The organism is Xanthomonas sp. fls2-241-TYG-148 (assembly GCF_030208815.1).
GTDB lineage: Bacteria > Pseudomonadota > Gammaproteobacteria > Xanthomonadales > Xanthomonadaceae > Xanthomonas > Xanthomonas campestris.
The window spans coordinates 380,465-399,054 of record NZ_JARVTE010000001.1 but is presented as its reverse complement, the minus strand read 5'-3'; the positions used below and the strand labels follow the sequence as shown (position 1 = coordinate 399,054).

Here is an 18,590-nt window from a genome sequence, read left to right as displayed (position 1 = left end):
GGCGGCAGATCAGCTGCCCTCACTCCGGGTCGTAATCAAGATTCGATGCCAACCAGCGTTCGGCCAGCGCCAGCGTGATGCCCTTGCGCTTGGCGTAGTCGGCAACCTGTTCCTTGCCCAGGCGCCCCACCACGAAATACTGGCTCTTGGGGTGGCTGAAGTAGTAGCCCGACACGGCCGCGGTGGGCAGCATGGCGAAGCTTTCGGTCAGCGACATCGCCGCGTTGTGCTCGGCATGCAACAGATTGAACAAGGTGCGTTTTTCGCTGTGCTCCGGGCAGGCCGGATAACCGGGCGCCGGGCGGATACCTTGATAGCGCTCTGCAATCAGCGCCTCGTTGTCCAGCGTCTCATCGGCGATATAGCCCCAGAATTCGGTGCGCACGCGCTGATGCAGGCGTTCGGCCAAGGCCTCGGCCAGGCGATCGGCCAACGCCTTGAGCAGAATGGAGTTGTAGTCGTCGTGGGCCGCTTCGAAACGTGCCACATGCGGGTCGATGCCGATCCCGGCGGTGACCGCGAACGCGCCAATCCAGTCCTGCTTGCCGCTGCTCCTGGGCGCGATGAAGTCGGCCAGACAGAAGTCCGGGCGGTCGACGGGTTTGTCGACTTGTTGGCGCAAAAAATGCAGGGAATGGGGAATGGAGAATCGGGAATGGTCGAGCGCTTCCGCGGCGCTGTGCGATTCGACACGCGGGATTGCCGAGTCCGCCGGCTCAGTGAGGACAACAACATCATCGCCCACACTGTTCGCCGGCCACAGGCCGAAGACGGCTTTGGCGGTCAGCCATTTCTCTTCGACGATGCGCTTGAGCATGCGCCGGGCATCGCGATACAGCTCGCTGGCCTGGGGGCCGACGATCTCGTCGCTGAGGATGGCCGGGAACTTGCCGGCCAGTTCCCAGGCCTGGAAGAACGGGGTCCAGTCGATCAGCTCGATCAGCTCGTCCAGCGGGTAGTCGTCGAACACGTGCAGGCCGGGCTGGCGCGGAGCGGGGGGCGTGTAGCTGTGCCAGCCGCCATCGAACTTTTGCGCGCGTGCCTTTTCCAGCGACACCAGCCGCTTGGCATCGCCACGGTTGCGGTGGCGCGCGCGGATCTCGGCGTAATCGGCATCGTTGGCGGCGACGAAGGCCTGGCGCAGATCGCGGGAGATCAACGATTGCGCCACACCCACCGCGCGCGAGGCATCCTTCACCCACACGGTCGGCGCGGTGTAATGCGGGTCGATCTTCAGCGCCGTGTGCGCACGCGAGGTGGTGGCGCCACCGATCAAGAGCGGAATCTCGAAGCCCTGCCGTTGCATCTCGCGCGCCACGTGCGACATCTCTTCCAGCGAGGGCGTGATCAGGCCCGATAGCCCGATCAGGTCTGCGTTTTCTTCGCGCGCACGATCCAGGATGACTTGTGCACTCACCATCACGCCCAGGTCGACCACATCGAAGTTGTTGCACGCCAGCACCACGCCGACGATGTTCTTGCCGATGTCATGCACGTCACCCTTGACCGTGGCCATGATGATCTTGCCGTTGGACTTGCCGACATCGCCGGTGCGCAGTTTTTCCGCCTCGATGAAGGGCAGCAGATAGGCCACGGCCTTTTTCATCACGCGTGCGGATTTGACCACCTGTGGCAGGAACATCTTGCCGGCGCCGAACAGATCGCCGACCACGTTCATGCCATCCATCAGCGGCCCTTCGATCACGTCCAGCGGGCGCGTGGAGAGTTGCCGGGCTTCTTCGGTGTCGGTTTCCACAAACGCATCGATGCCGTGCACCAGCGCATGCGCCAGGCGTGCACGCACGGGTTTTTCGCGCCAGGCGAGATCTTCGGTCCTGGCGGCGCCCTTGGTGCCCTTGTAGCGCTCGGCGATTTCCAGCAGCCGCTCGGTGCCGTCCTTGCGGCGGTTGAGGATCACATCCTCCACGCGCTCGCGCAGCTCCGGGTCGAGCTCGTCGTAGATCGGCATGCCGCCGGCGTTGACGATGCCCATGTCCATGCCGGCCTTGATTGCATGGAACAGGAACACCGAGTGGATCGTTTGACGCACACTTTCATTGCCGCGGAACGAGAACGACACATTGGAGACGCCGCCGGAGATATGGCAATGCGGCAGGGTGCGTTTGATCTCGCGCGTGGCCTCGATGAAGTCCACCGCGTAGTTGTCGTGCTCCTCGATGCCGGTGGCCACCGCAAAGATGTTCGGGTCGAAGATGATGTCTTCCGGCGGGAAGCCCACTTTTTCAGTCAGCACCTTGTAGGCGCGTGTGCAGATCTCCACCTTGCGCGCGCAGGTGTCGGCCTGGCCCACTTCATCGAACGCCATCACCACCGCGGCGGCGCCGTAGCGCAGCACCTTGCGCGCCTGTTCGATGAACACCGCTTCGCCTTCCTTGAGCGAAATCGAGTTGACGATGCTTTTGCCTTGCAGGCACTTCAGGCCCGCTTCGATCACGGTCCATTTGGACGAATCCACCATCACCGGGATGCGCGCGATATCCGGCTCGGACATGATCAGGTTGAGAAAGCGCGTCATCGCCTTCTCGGAATCGATCAGGCCCTCGTCCATGTTGACGTCGAGAATCTGAGCGCCGTTGGCAACCTGTTGGCGCGCCACCTCCACCGCTTCCTCGTAGCGCTCTTCCTTGATCAGCTTGCGGAACTGCGCGCTGCCGGTGACGTTGGTGCGCTCGCCCACGTTGACGAACAGCAGGTCCGGGGTGATGACCAGCGGTTCCAGGCCGGACAGACGGGTGTAGCGGGGCTGTGCGTTCATGCGGGCATCTGAAAGGTGACGGGTCGGCTAGAGCACGCGTGCGTGTCAGGCCGGCAACGAAGATGGCGCGCGCAGGCCTGCGTCATGCGGCTTGCTCCAGCGCGTTGGGTAGCTGGCGCGGCGGCAGGTCGGCCACGGCCTCGGCAATCGCGCGGATATGGTCCGGCGTGGTGCCGCAGCAACCGCCTACCAGGTTGAGCAGGCCGGATTTGGCGAACTCGCGCAGCGTTTCGGCCATTTCTTCTGGCGTCTCGTCGTATTCACCGAACGCATTGGGCAGCCCGGCATTGGGATGCGCGCTGACGTAGGCATCGGCGATTTGCGAGAGCGTCTCCACGTGCGGGCGCAACTCCTTGGCGCCCAGCGCACAGTTCAGGCCCACCGACAACGGCTTGCCGTGTGCGACCGAGGCGTAGAACGCTTCAGCGGTCTGCCCGGACAGCGTGCGCCCGGAGGCATCGGTGATGGTGCCGGAGATCATCACCGGCAGGCGGCCGCCACGCGCTTCGAACACTTCTTCAATCGCATACAGCGCTGCCTTGGCGTTGAGCGTGTCGAAGATGGTTTCCACCATCAAGGTGTCGGCGCCGCCATCGATCAGGCCGTCGATGGCCTCGCGATAGGTTTCGCGCAGCGCATCAAAGCTGGTATTGCGGTAACCGGGGTCGTTGACGTCCGGGCTGATCGATGCGGTGCGGCTGGTGGGGCCAAGCACGCCGATCACAAACCGCGGCTTGTGCGGCGTCAGCGCTTCGACGGCATCGCAACAGGCGCGTGCGACCTGGGCACCGGCCTTGTTCAACTCGTACACCAAGTGTTCGAGGTGATAGTCGGCCTGACTGACCGAGGTGGCGTTGAAGGTATTGGTTTCCAGCAGATCCGCACCGGCATCCAGATAGGCGCGATGAATGCCGGCGATGATCTCCGGGCTGGACAGCAGCAGCAGATCGTTGTTGCCCTTCAGGTCATGCCCTTGCGGCGCGTGATCGCAGCCGGCGCCGTGCACGTGCCCTTGCGTGCTGTCGTACCCTTCGGAAAACCGCTTGCCGCGGTAATCGGATTCCTGCAGATCGTGGCGCTGGATCATGGTGCCCATCGCACCATCGATGATGAGGATGCGCTCGCGTAGCGCTGCGGTGAGCTTGGCCGCGCGCTCCGGGTGCAGCCATGGCAGCGAAAACGGAGTGGGGGATTCGGCACTGGGGATTGGCAGGGGTGTCATGCGCTGGCTCTCCGCGACGTGTTGCTCTTGCCTTCAACCAATCCCGGTTCCCGATTCCCAATTCCCGGCTTCATCGCAATCAACGAGATCACTTCGAAATGCGGTGGACGCTTTTCGCGCGTCACCGACTCCAGGCTGGACACGTCCAAGCCGGCTTTCTCAACGAACTTGCGCAGTTCCTTGGCCGCAAAACCGAGATTGACATGGCCGTAGGCCTGCACCGCTGCACGGTGTTCGTGCTTGGCCAGGCTGCACAGCAGCAAGCGGCCGCCGGGGCGCAGTACGCGCGCCGACTCGGCCACCGCCTGCGCGGGCTTGGCTGCATAAGTGAGTGCGTGCATCAGCACCACCAGGTCGAAGCTGGCATCGGGGAAGGGCAGTGCATGCATGTCGCCTTCGCGCACTTCCACGTTGCGCAGCTTGCGCAGGCGCTCGCTGGCCGCAGCGACCACGCGTGCGCTGGTGTCGATGCAGATGTAGCGGGTGGCGTGCGGCGCCACCAGCTCGGCGAGTACGCCGTCACCGGAGGCGATGTCCAGCACGTCGCCGGTTTCCAGCAGCGGCAGCGCGGTGCGCGCCAGCGCTTCCCAGGTGCGGCCGGGCGAGTAGTGACGCTCCATGTCGCCGGCCACCGAATCGGCCCAGTTCTGGTCGGCAGCGCGGTTGGCGAGCACGGCGGCCACGCGCTCGGCATCCTGACGCAACAACGGGTCGTCGCTGCCGGTGCTCAGCGCCAGCCACAGCGCACGCTGGGCCGGGTCCAGCGACACTTCGTCGAAGCGGTAATAGGCCGACACGCCGGCGCGGCGGTCGCGCACCAGGCCGGCCTCCTTGAGCTTGGCCAGATGGGTGGACACGCGCGGCTGCGCCAGACGGGTGATGGCCGACAGCTCGGCCACGGTGAGTTCTTCCTGTTCCAGCAAGGCCAGCAGGCGTACCCGGGTGGCGTCGGCAAACACTTTCAGGCGGGCCGACCAGTCTTCCAGATCCATGAATATCTCTATATCGCGATATGGAGATATTTTCGGCCGCGCGGGGTGTGGGGTCAACTACATACGCATGCGAATGGTTGTGGCTACAATGGCCGCTCAGCCAATACCCGGGAGGGATCGAACGTGGATTTCAGCTTTACCGAAGAACAACTGATGATCCAGGACGTGGCCCGCCGGATCGCGCAGGAAAAGATCGCCCCCAGCGCCGAGCAGTTCGACCGCAGCGGCGAGTTTCCGCTGGAGAACATCCAGCTGCTGGGCGAGAACGGCCTGATGGGCATCGAGGTGCCGGCCGAGTACGGCGGCGCCGGCATGGACCCGATCAGCTATGCGCTGGCGATGATCGAGATTGCCGCCGCCGATGGCGCGCATTCCACCATCATGTCGGTCAACAATTCGCTGTTCTGCACCGGCATCCTGAAGAACGGCACCGAGGCGCAGAAGCAGCTGTACGTGCGCGCAATCGCCGAAGGCACGCACATCGGCGCATTTGCGCTGACCGAGCCGCAGTCCGGCTCGGATGCCTCGGCCATGCGTTGCCGTGCGATCAAGCAGGGCGATGGCAGCTTCGTCATCAACGGCAAGAAGAGCTGGATCACCTCCGGCCCGGTGGCCAAGTACATCGTATTGTTCGCGGTGACCGAGCCGGACAAGGGTTCGCGCGGCATCACCGCCTTCATGGTCGACACCGCGCGCGCCGGCTTCCATCGCGGCAAGACCGAGCCCAAGCTCGGCATCCGCGCCTCGGCCACCTGCGAGATCGAGTTCGCCGATTATGTGGCGCAGCCGGAGGAGGTGCTGGGCGCGGAAGGCGAGGGCTTCAAGACCGCGATGAGCGTGCTCGATGCCGGACGGATTGGCATCGCCTCGCAGGCGGTGGGTATTGCACGTGCGGCCTATGAAGCCACGCTGGCGTATGTGAAGGAGCGCAAGGCGTTTGGCGCGGCGATCGGCACCTTCCAGATGACCCAGGCCAAGATCGCCGACATGAAGTGCAAGCTCGACGCAGCCTTGCTGCTCACCTTGCGCGCGGCCTGGCTCAAGGGGCAGGGGCAGAAGTTCGGCACCGAAGCAGCGGTGGCCAAGCTCACCGCCTCCGAAGCGGCGATGTGGATCACCCATCAGGCCGTGCAAATCCACGGCGGCATGGGCTATTCCAAGGAAATGCCGCTGGAGCGCTACTTCCGCGATGCCAAGATCACCGAGATCTACGAAGGCACCTCGGAGATTCAACGCCTGGTGATCGCGCGCGGCGAAACAGGGCTGCGCTGAGGTCGGCCGCGTCTCGTCACGTGCCACCGGTCGAGGCCTATCCACATCAGGCGCGTAATAGTTTTGCTGGAATCGTGGCGTATCCGGTTGCGATACCCCGCCTCGTAGGAGCGCGCTCGCGCGCGATGAAGCGTTACCGAGAACGCCGCATCGCGCGCAAGCGCGCTCCTACAATGTCTAGGCTGCTCAGCCTGCACGGCGTCAGGCGCCGAGCCACCACCACAGCAGCACCGAACCGCAGCCTCGCCGCGTTCACGGCTTGTCGTACGCCGTGCACGCAGACCACAATCGCCGCATCTCCTGTCTCTGGTGCGCGCATGTTCCGGTCTTTGCACGCGGTGGTTTCCCGCCTTTCGCTGTCTGCCATTGCGCCCGCGCTGGTGTGCTGTGGGCTGTTGCTGGTCTGCACCGCGGCCACTGCGCAGACGCCGCCACCGTCGATCGTGCCGACTGACCGGCTGCAGGAGCCCTGGTGGGCGCAACGGCATGCGCAGGTGCTGGAGCAGGCAAAACAACACGCCGACACGCCGCTGCTGCTGATCGGCGATTCGATCACCCAGAACTACGACAAGGCCCAGGCGCCCGACGAGAATTTCCAGCCCACCTGGCAGACTTTCTACGGCAGCCGTGGTGCGCTCAACTTAGGCTTCAGCGGCGACGGCACCGAGCACGTGCTGTGGCGCCTGGCCAACGGTGAAGTGGATGGCCTGCATCCCAAGGTGGCCGTGGTGTTGATCGGCACCAATAACACCGGGCACCTGCAGCACACCGCCGAGCAGACCCAGCTGGGCATCGATGCGGTGGTCGCGGCGATCGAACAGAAGCTGCCACGCACGCACATCTTGTTGCTGGGCGTGCTGCCAAGTGCGGTCTCGGCAGAAAAGTCACGCCGCGACGCGCAGGTCAACCAGACCCTGGCGATGCGCTATGGCGATAATTCGCGCGTGACCTACCTGGATGTGGGATCGATCTTCCTGCGCGACGGCGCGCTGCGCACCGAGCTGTTCTACGACACCCGCTTCCGCCCGCCGGCCGGTGCCCTGCATCCGGACACGCAGGGCCAGCGCATGCTGGCGGAAGCCATCGAGCCGACCCTGGCAAAGCTGCTGGGCGAGCCACCGGTCAAGCTGGTCGCCGAGCTGAGCCGCGGGGTGGCAACCTCGCTGATCCCGGTCGATTGGCTGGAACAGGACTCCTACGACTGGTACGCGCGCCACCACGCCGCACTGGCCACCGCGCGCAGCCTCAAGCCGGAGGTGGTGATGATTGGTGATTCGATCACGCATTTCTGGGCCGGCCCGCCGCAGGCCACGCGCGTCAGCGGGCCTGCGTCCTGGGCTTGGCTGTATGGCAAGCGGCCGGTGTTGAATCTGGGCTTTGGCTGGGACCGCACCCAAAACGTGCTGTGGCGCATTCGCCAGGGCGAACTCGATGGGCTCGATCCGCGCTGGGTGGTGCTGCATATCGGCACCAACAATCTCACCGGCACCGCGCAATCGCGCGCCAGCACGCCCGCTGAGACCGCGCAGGGGGTAGAAGCCGTAGTTGCCGAGGTGCGCCAGCGCCTGCCCAACAGCAAGTTGATCCTGATGGCGATCATGCCCCGCGGCCATCACCCCGACAGCCCGCAGCGAGCGCTGATCGCCGAAACCAACCGCCTGCTTGCTGCACGCTTTGCCGGTGACCCGGCGGTGCGGCTGGTGGATATCGGGCCGCAAATGCTGCAACCCGACGGCGCCTTGCCCGAGGCGCTGATGCCCGACGGTACCCACCCCAGCGAGGCCGGCTATAGGATCTGGGCACAGGCGCTGCGCGCGGCAGGCATTACTGCCGCGCCTTGAGCTGCGGTGTTCAGGGGCGGCGTCGCCTGCGCCTGTGATCGTCCCTGCGATGCGATGCGATGCGATGCGGTTGCGATGAGGTGGGTCGAGTTGCTTAGGTCGAGTTGCTGTTGCGCCGCAGCTGGCGCACGGCGCGTCCGGTTTCGTCGACGCCCATCGTTATGGCTTACAACCTGACGTCTATCGCTCTGATGGTCGAGCCTTGCGATGGAACACCACGTCTGCGCGCGGTGCGCACATGAGTTCGGAAAGGCTGGGAGCAAGCAAGCCGTGGGGCAGGGCAGAAACCACGCAGTTGCCGTGCTTGTCAGAGTCCGTTGAACTGCATGGTCATGCAGTCAACAGGCAGGCTGAGGCTGCCTGCATCGAGGGCGCAAGCGGCAACGCATCGAGCAGGAAAAAACAGGGCTGGTTAGGCGCTTTCGCCACAAGCCGAGCGCAGCCGCGCGCCTCTGGCGCAAGGCCTGCATCACCGATCTCGCGCAGCGTGCAGTGCCCACGTCGCAGCACCTACCCGAAAAAAACCTGGCCCCAGAAACCAGAAGACCCCCGATCGCTCGGAGGTCTTTTTAAACTGGTGCCCAGAAGAGGACTCGAACCTCCACGAAGTTGCCCCCGCTAGCACCTGAAGCTAGTGCGTCTACCAATTCCGCCACCTGGGCAGGTGAGCCGCGAATTTTGCAGACTCCTGGCGGGCTTGTCAACGGGGGATGTGGAGCAATTGCCAAGGGCCTGGCTCGCATTGCCGCCCACGTCAGGACCGCAAGGGGTACCATTAGGGTAATGACAAAGAAAAATACCCCCGATTCCGACCGGCCCAGCCGCCGCAAATCCGCAAGCCCGGGCGAGTCCAGCACCGCCGAGCAACAGAAACTGCCGGGCTGGATGCCGGACTTCCTGGTCCGCGCTGCGGCAGGTGCGTCCACCAAATCCGCCAACAAGCGCGCTGCGGCAAAGGCGTCGTCCGACCAGCCGGCACCTCCCGTCGAGCCTGCCGCGCCCCGCGCACCGCATCCTCGCAAGAGCGGCCCGCCTGCGCCGCCGCCGGAACGATTCCAGAAAGACCCTGTCCAGGCGGTTGCGGACGCCGGATTCAAGGACCCGCACGCCGACCGCGAAGCGCTGCGCTACGCCGAGCCGATTGCCAGCCGCGAAGCCATCCTGCAATTGCTGGAAGATTGCGACGGCCCGCAGACCGCTGAAGAAATCGCCGAACAGCTGGGCTTGAGCGATCGCATCGATGCGTTGGGCAAGCGCCTGGCCGCGATGGTGCGCGAAGCGCAGCTGGTGCAGAACCGCCGTGGCGGCTATGCACCGGTGCAGCAGACCAGTCTGATTGCCGGCGTGGTGATCGCTAATCCGGAAGGCTTCGGGTTCCTCAAGCCGGACGAAGGTGGCGACGACCTGTTCCTGCCGCCGTTCGAAATGCGCAAGGTGATGCACGGCGACCGTGCATTGGCCAACGTGACCGGCATCGACCGCCGTGGCCGCCGCGAAGGCGCCATTGCGCGTGTGCTGGAACGGCGCATGTCGCGCATGATCGGGCGCTTCTTCTACGAGCACGGCGTGGCCTACGTCGACCCCGACGACAAGCGCGTGCAGCGCAATGTGCAGATCGCCCCGGACGGCATCGGCGAGGCCCGCGAAGGCCAGCTGGTGGTGTGCGAGCTGATCGCACCGCCGGACGCGCGCCGCCCGGCGATCGGCAAGATCATCGCGGTGCTTGGCGACAAGCTGACGCCGTCGCTGGTGGTGGAAATGGCCATCCATGGCCACGAGCTGCCGCATGAATTCCCGCAGGAAGTGCTCGACGAAGCCGCGGCGGTGCCGTTGGTGGTCGAGCCGCAGATGATCGGCGGGCGCGTGGATCTGCGGCAGATGCCGCTGGTCACCATCGATGGCGAGGACGCCAAGGATTTCGACGACGCGGTGTATTGCGAGCCCAATGCCGACGGTTTCCGTCTGGTGGTAGCGATCGCCGACGTGTCCAACTATGTGCGTCCCGGCACGCCGCTGGACGACGAAGCGCAAAAGCGCGCCACTTCGGTGTACTTCCCCGGGTTCGTGGTGCCGATGCTGCCGGAGACCTTGTCCAACGGCATTTGTTCGCTGATGCCCAAGGTCGACCGCATGTGTTTCGTCTGCGATATGCAGGTGGGACGCGATGGTGAAGTGACCGGCTCGCGTTTCTACGAAGCGGTGATGAATTCGCACGCGCGCCTGACCTACAACCAGGTCTGGAAGGCGGTGGGCGAAGACGATGCCGATACCAAGGCGTTTATCGGCCCGTTGTTGCCGCAGGTGCAGCGTCTGCATCAGCTGTACAACGTGTTGTCGAAGGCGCGCACGCATCGCGGCGCGATCGAATTCGAAACCTCCGAAGTGCGCTTTGTGCTCGACAATACCGGCGAGGTCACGCAGGCCGGCATGCTGGTGCGTAACGACGCGCACAAGCTGATCGAGGAATGCATGATCGCTGCCAACGTCGAGGCAGCGCGTTATTTGTTGAGCATGCATGTGCCTGCGCCGTACCGCGTGCACGAGCGGCCGCCGGAGAGCAAGTTCGAAGACCTGCTGGAGTTCCTCAAGGAATTCCAGCTGAGCCTGCCGGCGTGGAGCAAGGTGCGCCCAGGTGACTACACCAAGTTGCTGAAGAAGGTGCGTGCGCGTCCGGATGCCGCGCTGCTGGAATCGGTGCTGCTGCGCAGCCAGAGCCTGGCGGTGTATTCGCCGGAAAACAACGGTCACTTCGGTCTGGCACTGGAGGCGTACGCGCACTTCACCTCGCCGATCCGCCGTTATCCCGATCTGCTGGTGCATCGTGCGATCAAGCACGCGCTGACCGGCGCCAGCCCGGAAAAATACATCTACACCCCGCGCCAGATGGCCGCGTTGTCGCTGCAGTGTTCCGAGCGTGGTCGCCGTGCCGATGAAGCCGAACGCGAAGTGGACGAGCGTTATCGCGCCGCCTGGATGGAAAAGCATGTCGGCGGCCAGTTCGACGGCGTGATCAGCGGCGTGACCAGCTTCGGCTTGTTCGTGGAATTGACCCAGTCCAAGGTCAACGGCCTGGTGCACGTCACCCAGCTGCCGCAGGACTACTACCAGTTCGATCCGATCCGCAAGACGATGACCGGCGAACGCCGCGGTCGCGAATTCCGTCTGGGCGACCCGGTACGCGTGTTGGTGCTCAAGGCGAGCATGGAAGAACGCAAGATCGACTTCCGTCTGGCCGAAGATGGTGCGCCTGCAGAAGCACCGCTGCCGCCGCGTGAGAAGCCGGCCAAGCGCAAGAAAAAGCCGTATTGATGCTGCGCGGTAGTGCGGGTGGCCGGCATGGCGGCCCGCACTGCTGAGCCGGACAGTGCGGAGTGAGTGCCACCGCGCCATGATGACGCGGTGGTTTGCCTAACACGCCGATCTGCGAGGCAAACGATGAGCGCATCTTCCGAATACAGCGGTGGCTGCCAATGCGGCGCGGTGCGCTTTCATGTGCGCGGCGTGCTGGACCACGCGTCAATCTGTCACTGCCGCATGTGTCAGAAAGCGTTTGGGGCGTATTACGCGCCGCTGGTGTCGGTGCGTGGCGCCGCGTTCCGCTGGACCCGCGGTGAGCCCAAGCGCTTCGCGTCTTCGACGCTGGTGCAGCGCGGTTTTTGCGCCGAGTGCGGGACGCCGTTGACCTATGAAGCACCTGATGGCGTGGCGATTGCCGCTGGTGCATTCGATACGCCAGAGCGGTTGCCCCCACATATTCAGTACGGGCTGGAGCGCAAGGTGCCGTTCGTCGATACCCTGACGCAGCTGCCGACACGCCCGAGCGAGGATGACGCGGCGGCATTGGCATTCCAGGCCGCGCTCGTATCGCATCAGCATCCGGATCACGACACCGAGCGGTGGCCGGTGTAAGCAGCGATGGGGCCTCGCCTTGCGGTCCTCGCTGTGGTCAATCAGGCTGATGTCGGTGCACTGCGGTTTGTTGCCGACGTCGGCGCGATATGCGTTAAAGCGCTGGTCCACAGCGGTTCACGTCGCGCGAAAACAGTCCGGCGCACGGTTGCCGTTACGGCATGCGCGCGGCGGCCAGCGGCGCATGACTCCCGCAGGTGCCGGCGGCGGCGCTGCAATGCGGTTACCTGCTTTATCAGGCGATCCATGCCCCGGCCGTGACGTAGCAGGCCGCAGGCCCTACCATTCCCCCTCATTTCTTCGTATGCCCGCGCAATGAGCAAGCAGAACCAGTGGATCGTCGGCGTCAATGCTGTCGCCTCGTCCGTCGAGAACGACGCCGACAACGTGCGCGAGGTCCTGATCGAGGCCGGTAGCAAGAACCCGCGCCTGACCGAGATCGAAGAACAGGCGCGCCGCAAGGGCATCGACGTGCGCCGCGTCAACACCCAGGCGCTGGACGGCGTGGGCGGGCAGGTGCGCCATCAGGGCGTGGCTGCGCGCTACGCTGCGGCGCGACTCTGGGCAGAGAACGAACTGGAAGGCCTGGTGGAGGCCGCACAAGGGCGCGCGCTGGTGCTGATCCTCGACGGCGTGCAGGACCCGCACAACCTGGGGGCCTGCCTGCGCAGCGCCGCTGCTGCCGGCGTCACCGCGGTGGTGATTCCCAAGGACAAGTCCGCCACGGTCAACGCCACCGTGCGCAAGACCTCGGCCGGCGCGGCCGACCGCATCCCGGTGGTGGCGGTGACCAACCTGGCGCGCTGCCTGCGTGATCTGCAGAAGCAGGGCGTGTGGCTGTATGGCCTGGCCGGCGAAGCAGAGGCTTCGCTTTACAGCGTGGACCTGCGCGGCAATGTCGGCCTGGTGCTGGGCGGCGAGGGCGATGGCCTGCGTCGGCTCACCCGCGAGCATTGCGATGGCCTGGTCAAGATCCCGATGCCCGGCGACATCGAAAGCCTCAATGTCTCGGTGGCCACCGGCGTGACCTTGTTCGAGGCCGTGCGCCAGCGCCTGGGCGCCTGAGTCATGCGGTGCGCCGGCGCCGCAGTGCGCGGGCCGGGCACTGCCGCAGCGAGTTTATAAGCGCGCAGCGCCCATCGGTGGCATACCGGCAACACCACACTCCTGCGCAATTGCAGCGCATTGCGCGGTGCGCTGGCCTCGCCCACGCACCGGCAAGCCCACTACACCAGGCCCGGCCATCGCGGCAGCGGCGCTGGCGCGCGTTTTTGCCTACCATATCCGCAGCGAACGGCGTGTCGTGTGGGTGATGAAGCTTGGGGTGGGCGCTCGCAGCGCGGGCGATAGTGGGGATGGCGCAACGGCGTCGACACGAGGGTGGGGGCAGTGGCAATGCTGGCTCGCGGCCTGCGTGTGCGCGCTGTTGTGGATGTGCTCGCTTGCAGCACACGCGGCCCCGGGCACGAGCGCACGCCTGCGCGACTACGCCATCGACAGCTGGAGTTCGCGCAACGGACTGCCGCATAACTCGTTGCGCGACATCGCCCAGACCGCCGATGGCTACCTGTGGTTCGCCACCTGGGAGGGCCTGGTCCGCTACAACGGGCTGGAATTCACTGTCATCGATCGCAGCACGCGGCCCGGCTTGCCCGACAACGGCGTCGGTGCGCTATACGTGGATCACGACGACGCCCTGTGGCTGAGTGATGCACGCGGCAATCTGGTGCGCCACGGTGCCGATGGTCACTGGCGGCAGTGGCCGCGCCGTGCTGATTGGCCGCAGGCGCTGATCCACGGCATGACCATGGATGCCGATGGCCGGATGTGGCTGCTGTTCGAAGGCCATGGACTGGGCTGCCTGTGGCCGGATGGGCGCTTCGACTATTTCCCGCCGCAGGCCGGCGTGCCGTTGCAAAGCAGCTTCCCGCGGATGGTGTTCGACGGCCGTGGACGGCTGCTGATCGGCACCTTGGATGGGCTGATCTACCGCGAGCCGGATGGCCGCATGCATCGCGCACCCACAGCGTTCGGCCTGCCGCCGGGTCTGGCCTGGCCGTATCGGGCACCGGACGGCACCGTGTGGGTGGTGGCCGGCGAGCAGTTGTATCGCCTGCAGGGCGAACGTGCGCAGCTGGTGCACCAGGTGCCGGGGCAGGGCCACTTCACTGCGATGCTGCAGGATCGCCATGGCGACCTGTGGCTGGGCAGCGAGAGCCAGGGCCTGCTGCGCATTGGCAGCCACGGCGTGGAGCATCTGGAGGCTGGCCGTGCGCTGCCCACCGGGCGCATCGTCAGCCTGCGCGAGGATGCCGAAGGCAGCATCTGGGTGGGCGCCAACGGTGGCCTGTTCCGCCTGCGCGAAACCTTGTTCAGCAGCTACAGCCAGCGCGACGGGCTCAGTGGCGACTACGCGCGCGCGCTGCTGGAAGACCGCGACGGCAGCCTGTGGGTGGCCACCACCGCAGGCCTGGACCGCCTGCTGCCCGACGGCCGCATCGTGCCTGTGCCGGTGGCCACGCCGTCCGGGCGGCGGCTGTCGGTGCTCAGCCTGGCGCTGGATCGGCGCGGCGACCTGTGGGTGGGCACCTACGCCGATGGCGTGTTCGTGCTGCGCAACGGGCGTGTGCTGCGCCACTTCGGTGAGGCCGACGGCATTCCCAACGGGCACATTCGCGCAATCGTGATCGACGATGCCGACACCGTCTGGCTGGCGACCCAGCGTGGGGTGGTGCATCTGGTCGATGGGCGGCGTGCGCCGCTGGCCATCAACGGCCTGCCCGATGGTGTGGTGACTGCGCTGGCCAGCATCGATGGTGCGCTGTGGGTCGGTTCGGTCGATGGCGCGGCCGTGGTCCGTAACGGTGTGCTGCAGCAACTGCCACTGGAGCGGCTGGGCGGCGCGCGCAGCGTGTTTGGTTTCCAGCGCATTGGCGAAGATGTCTGGATCTCCACCGACCGTGGGTTGTACCGGGCACGTCATGGCGCGCTGGCACGCGTGGGACTGGAGCAGGGCATGCCGGTGGACACCGTATTCCAGCTGGTCGCCGACCGCCTGGGCAATGCCTGGATCAGCAGCAACCGCGGCGTGCTGCGAACTGAACTCAATACACTCAATGCAGTGGCCGACGGGCGCGGCCGGCTCGGCATCGAACGCTACAGTGAGATCGATGGCATGGGCAACGCGCAGGCCAATGGCAGCTCTGGCCCGAGCATGATCGAACGTGCCGATGGCAGCGTGTGGGTGGTGACGGCCGGTGGCGTGAGCACCGTGGACCCGGCACGCCTGCAGCGCTTCCGCGAACGGCCCGCGCCGCCGCCGTTGATCGAAAACGTGCAGCAAGGCGGCCGGCCGGTGCCATGGCGGCAGCAGACCAAGCTGCCGGGCGGGCAGCGGCTGACGGTGTCCTATGTCGGCATGAGTTTCCTGCTGCCCGAACGCATCGAGTACCGCACGCGCCTGGATGGTCTGGACAACACCTGGATCGAGCGCGGCCGGCAGCGCAGCGTGGAATTCATCGGCCTGCCGCCGGGGCGTTACAGCTTGCGCGTGGCCGCGCGCCACCCAGGTGGTGCCTGGAGTCCGCACGAGGCGGTCTGGGCGTTCGAGGTGCTGCCGCTGTGGTGGCAACGCCAGGACGTGCGGCTGGCCGGCGTGCTGGGCGCGCTGCTGCTGCTGGCGTTGCTGTATCGCTTTCTGTTGCGGCGCTACAAGACCCACAACGCGCGGCTGGCCGAACTGGTGCGCAAGCGCACCGAAGACCTGCAACGGCAGGCGCAACGGCTGTTGCAGGCCAACCAGGAAAAGAGCGAGTTGCTGACGCGTTTGCGCATCAAGTCCGATGCGTTCGAACGCCAGGCCCACGAAGATGCGTTGACTGGTTTGCCGAACCGGCGGCATTTCGACGAGGCGCTGGCACGTGATCTAAGTCGTGCCCGCCGTAGCGGGCGGCCGCTGGTGCTGGCGATTCTGGACATCGACCATTTCAAACGCATCAACGACCAGTATTCGCATGCCAGCGGCGATGCGGTGCTGCATGACGTGGGCGTACTGCTCACGGCGGCGGCGCGTGCCTCGGACCTGCCCGCGCGCCTGGGCGGTGAGGAATTCGCACTACTGCTAAGCGACACCACGCTTGAGCAGGCGCACGCCCTATGCCTGCGCATCCGCGCGCAGTTTCATGCACGGCACGACTGGGGCGGCGTGGAAGGCCTGCAGGTGACCTTCAGTGCGGGGCTGGCAGAACTGGGCGAGGAAGAGTCGGGTTCATCGCTGATGCAACGCGCTGACCATGCGCTCTACGAAGCCAAGAGCGCCGGGCGCGACCGGATCTGTATTGGTTAGGACGTGAGTGGGGATTGGGGATTTGGGATTCGCAAGAGCGCGCTGTCTGGCGCTGTGCTGGTTACCACAAACGGCGCAATGATTGATCGCGTGCATGCAGCACTGCTGCCACCGACGTTGTCTCAGAAGCCGGGAACGCCGCTTTTGCGAATCCCTAATCCCGACTGCCAAATCCCCACCCACTCACCCCGCGCTGGCTGGGCCCGGCCACGCGTTGGCAATCTTGCAGAACAGGCGTGCGGTCTGTTCGGTGTCGTACACCGCGCTGTGCGCGTCAGCGCTGTTCCAGTCCAGGCCGGCGGCCTGGGCGGCGCGCGCCAGCACGGTCTGGCCGTATGCCACGCCGGCCAGGGTCACCGTGTCGAACACGCTGAACGGATGGAAGGGGTTGCGCTTGTGGCCAACGCGGGCAACCGCGGCATTGAGGAAATTCAGATCGAAATGCGCGTTATGGCCCACCAGGATCGCGCGCTGGCAGCCGTACTTCTTGACCGCTGCGCGCACCGGCGCGAACACGTGGTCCAGCGCGTCCTTTTCCTGCTTGGCGAAACGGAACGGATGGTCGAGCACGATGCCGGTGATCTCCAGCGACTTCGGATCGATCTCCAGCCCCGGCGCCGGCACCAGATGCGCACTGGCGGTTTCGCCCGGGAAGAAATGCCCCTGCGCGTCCATCTCGATCGGCACGCAGGCAATTTCCAGCAACGCGTGCTTGTTCCAGTCGAACCCGCCGGTTTCCACGTCCACCACCACCGGCAAATAGCCGCGAAAACGCCGCGACATGGGGAGCAGGGAGGGGGAGGGTTGTAGGTCGACCGGTTCGTTCATCGGCATAGCCTAGCAGGTCGCATGGCCGGCCCGATCGGTCACACGGCCGCCGTCCGTGCGCATGAGAAAGACGACCAAACACGAAAAGGCCCGACCCGTGCGTGCACGGATCGGGCCTGGTGACGTCAGCTGCGGGGCGCAGGTATCAGCGGCCGGCGACCACGCTGGCAATCAGGCCGGTCGCAACCGCGATCAACACATAGGTGTTGTCCACCCGGCGCCACTCGTGGCCAAGCGGCGGCGTGTTCAGATGATGCTTGCGGTAGTCGGCCACGCGGTTGCCGCGATGGTCCGGTGCCAGCCGTTCGCCGCGGCGGTACGGCGGGCCGTGGCGATCGTTGCGGTGGTCGTTGGCGCGCGCATTGCGGTGGTCGTCGCGGTGATCATCGTGGCGGTCGTCGTGATGGTCAGGGCCACGGTCGTCATGGCGTTGTGCAGACCGGTTGCGATCGTCGTCGTGGCCGCGATTGTCGTGCTGCTGAGGTGCGGCAAACGCGCCGCCAGACGCCAGCAGCGAAAGGGCCATGAAGGAACCAATGATGCGTTTCATCTGCGCGACTCCTGAGGTCACAGGGACTGCCTGTGTAATTTCACCCTAGGCGTCGGAAGATGAATACGTAATGAAATAAGGCTTTGCAGGCGATCTCCCGGTCATCCGCAGCGCCGCTGGGGCAGGGCGCTGCCCTCAGATGACGCCGGTAGTGCTGGTCTCGTCGCGCTTCAGTCGCGGCGGCAGCGGCTGCTCGCCATGCACCAGGAACCAGACGTTCTCGGCGATGTTGGTGGCGTGGTCGCCGATCCGTTCCAGGTTCTTGGCCATGAACAGCAGATGCGTGCACGGGGTGATGTTGCGCGGGTCTTCCATCATGTAGGTGAGCAGCTCGCGGAACAGCGCGGTGTACTGCGCGTCCAGGCGTGCATCTTCGTCGCGCACACGGATGGCCGCATCGGCATCCTTGTTGCGGTAGGCCTGCACGGCTTCGCGTACCGCATCGGCCGCCATCTGGCCGAGTGCACGCAAGCCCACCGTCTGCGGCAGCGGCGGCGCGGAATTGAGTGCGATCGAGCGCTTGGCCACGTTGGCCGCGTAATCGCCGATGCGCTCGATGTCGGCCGGAATCCGCAGGCCGGCCAGGATCTCGCGCAGGTCGCGCGCCATCGGCCCGCGCAATGCCAGCCGCATCACGTCGTGGCTGATTGCATGTTCCAGCGCGTCGATGGCTTCGTCGTTGACCACGATGCGGTGCGCGGCATTGTCATCACGGCGTTCCACCACATCCAGCGCCGCTTCCAGCTGCGCCACTGCGGTATCACCCATGCGCACGATTTCGGTGACAAGACGGTGCTGCTCCTCGTCGTAGCTTTTGACGATGTGGTCGTTGAGGTGCTGGTTCATCGTGTTCTC

General features: G+C 65.4%; 12 protein-coding genes and 1 tRNA gene. 6 read left to right on the top strand and 7 right to left on the bottom strand.

The window, feature by feature from the left end:
- Positions 1-19: 19 nt before the first annotated feature.
- The 3 genes from metH to QRM60_RS01685 form a co-directional block, all read right to left on the bottom strand.
- Positions 20-2,776, bottom strand: a complete 2,757-nt coding sequence (gene metH, locus QRM60_RS01695) for a methionine synthase (protein ID WP_285445446.1) — start codon at positions 2,774-2,776, stop codon at positions 20-22.
- Positions 2,777-2,858: 82 nt separating this feature from the next.
- Positions 2,859-3,998 carry a homocysteine S-methyltransferase family protein gene (locus QRM60_RS01690; protein ID WP_285445445.1) on the bottom strand — a complete coding sequence of 380 codons (1,140 nt, stop codon included), beginning with the start codon at positions 3,996-3,998 and terminating at the stop codon, positions 2,859-2,861.
- Complete coding sequence (locus tag QRM60_RS01685) at positions 3,995-4,990, bottom strand: metalloregulator ArsR/SmtB family transcription factor (RefSeq protein WP_285445444.1); 996 nt, start codon at positions 4,988-4,990, stop codon at positions 3,995-3,997. The genes QRM60_RS01690 and QRM60_RS01685 overlap by 4 nt, the downstream gene beginning before the upstream one ends.
- A gap of 153 nt (positions 4,991-5,143) precedes the next feature.
- Here QRM60_RS01685 and QRM60_RS01680 point away from each other — a divergent pair, with 153 nt between their 5' ends.
- Both QRM60_RS01680 and QRM60_RS01675 read left to right on the top strand, forming a co-directional pair.
- Positions 5,144-6,262 carry an acyl-CoA dehydrogenase family protein gene (locus tag QRM60_RS01680; protein WP_238150632.1) on the top strand — a complete coding sequence of 373 codons (1,119 nt, stop codon included), beginning with the start codon at positions 5,144-5,146 and terminating at the stop codon, positions 6,260-6,262.
- A 317-nt stretch (positions 6,263-6,579) separates the two neighbouring features.
- Complete coding sequence (locus QRM60_RS01675) at positions 6,580-8,103, top strand: platelet-activating factor acetylhydrolase IB subunit (protein WP_161962634.1); 1,524 nt, start codon at positions 6,580-6,582, stop codon at positions 8,101-8,103.
- A 575-nt stretch (positions 8,104-8,678) separates the two neighbouring features.
- On the opposite strand, the gene QRM60_RS01670 is transcribed toward QRM60_RS01675, so the two are convergent.
- Positions 8,679-8,765: transfer RNA gene (locus QRM60_RS01670), tRNA-Leu, on the bottom strand.
- Positions 8,766-8,886: 121 nt separating this feature from the next.
- On the opposite strand from QRM60_RS01670, the gene rnr reads away from it, so the two are divergent.
- From rnr to QRM60_RS01650, 4 genes are all read left to right on the top strand, one after another.
- Complete coding sequence (rnr, locus tag QRM60_RS01665; RefSeq protein ID WP_115540078.1) at positions 8,887-11,412, top strand: ribonuclease R; 2,526 nt, start codon at positions 8,887-8,889, stop codon at positions 11,410-11,412.
- A gap of 126 nt (positions 11,413-11,538) precedes the next feature.
- Positions 11,539-12,012 carry a GFA family protein gene (locus QRM60_RS01660; protein ID WP_042598795.1) on the top strand — a complete coding sequence of 158 codons (474 nt, stop codon included), beginning with the start codon at positions 11,539-11,541 and terminating at the stop codon, positions 12,010-12,012.
- A 315-nt stretch (positions 12,013-12,327) separates the two neighbouring features.
- Positions 12,328-13,077, top strand: coding sequence for a 23S rRNA (guanosine(2251)-2'-O)-methyltransferase RlmB (gene rlmB, locus QRM60_RS01655; RefSeq protein ID WP_011036704.1), 750 nt, complete (start codon positions 12,328-12,330; stop codon positions 13,075-13,077).
- Between the two features lie 367 nt (positions 13,078-13,444).
- Complete coding sequence (locus tag QRM60_RS01650) at positions 13,445-16,357, top strand: ligand-binding sensor domain-containing diguanylate cyclase (protein WP_285445443.1); 2,913 nt, start codon at positions 13,445-13,447, stop codon at positions 16,355-16,357.
- Positions 16,358-16,540: 183 nt separating this feature from the next.
- Here the strand turns inward: QRM60_RS01650 and rnt are convergent, their stop codons facing one another.
- From rnt to phoU, 3 genes are all read right to left on the bottom strand, one after another.
- Positions 16,541-17,191: a ribonuclease T gene (rnt, locus tag QRM60_RS01645; RefSeq protein ID WP_011036706.1), complete on the bottom strand. Its 651-nt coding sequence runs from the start codon at positions 17,189-17,191 to the stop codon at positions 16,541-16,543.
- Between the two features lie 139 nt (positions 17,192-17,330).
- Positions 17,331-17,735 (bottom strand): RcnB family protein, encoded by a 405-nt coding sequence (locus QRM60_RS01640; protein WP_285445442.1) that lies wholly within the window; start codon positions 17,733-17,735, stop codon positions 17,331-17,333.
- Positions 17,736-17,870: 135 nt separating this feature from the next.
- Positions 17,871-18,581 (bottom strand): phosphate signaling complex protein PhoU, encoded by a 711-nt coding sequence (gene phoU, locus QRM60_RS01635; protein WP_115576830.1) that lies wholly within the window; start codon positions 18,579-18,581, stop codon positions 17,871-17,873.
- Positions 18,582-18,590 lie beyond the last annotated feature (9 nt).

What these genes read in the sequence shown, in the direction of transcription:
- metH (WP_285445446.1), bottom strand. Translation starts at nt 2,776, where the DNA reads ATGAACGCACAGCCCCGCTACACCCGTCTGTCCGGCCTGGAACCGCTG.
- QRM60_RS01690 (WP_285445445.1), bottom strand. Translation starts at nt 3,998, where the DNA reads ATGACACCCCTGCCAATCCCCAGTGCCGAATCCCCCACTCCGTTTTCG.
- QRM60_RS01685 (WP_285445444.1), bottom strand. Translation starts at nt 4,990, where the DNA reads ATGGATCTGGAAGACTGGTCGGCCCGCCTGAAAGTGTTTGCCGACGCC.
- QRM60_RS01680 (WP_238150632.1), top strand. Translation starts at nt 5,144, where the DNA reads ATGATCCAGGACGTGGCCCGCCGGATCGCGCAGGAAAAGATCGCCCCC.
- QRM60_RS01675 (WP_161962634.1), top strand. Translation starts at nt 6,580, where the DNA reads ATGTTCCGGTCTTTGCACGCGGTGGTTTCCCGCCTTTCGCTGTCTGCC.
- rnr (WP_115540078.1), top strand. Translation starts at nt 8,887, where the DNA reads ATGACAAAGAAAAATACCCCCGATTCCGACCGGCCCAGCCGCCGCAAA.
- QRM60_RS01660 (WP_042598795.1), top strand. Translation starts at nt 11,539, where the DNA reads ATGAGCGCATCTTCCGAATACAGCGGTGGCTGCCAATGCGGCGCGGTG.
- rlmB (WP_011036704.1), top strand. Translation starts at nt 12,328, where the DNA reads ATGAGCAAGCAGAACCAGTGGATCGTCGGCGTCAATGCTGTCGCCTCG.
- QRM60_RS01650 (WP_285445443.1), top strand. Translation starts at nt 13,445, where the DNA reads ATGTGCTCGCTTGCAGCACACGCGGCCCCGGGCACGAGCGCACGCCTG.
- rnt (WP_011036706.1), bottom strand. Translation starts at nt 17,191, where the DNA reads ATGCCGATGAACGAACCGGTCGACCTACAACCCTCCCCCTCCCTGCTC.
- QRM60_RS01640 (WP_285445442.1), bottom strand. Translation starts at nt 17,735, where the DNA reads ATGAAACGCATCATTGGTTCCTTCATGGCCCTTTCGCTGCTGGCGTCT.
- phoU (WP_115576830.1), bottom strand. Translation starts at nt 18,581, where the DNA reads ATGAACCAGCACCTCAACGACCACATCGTCAAAAGCTACGACGAGGAG.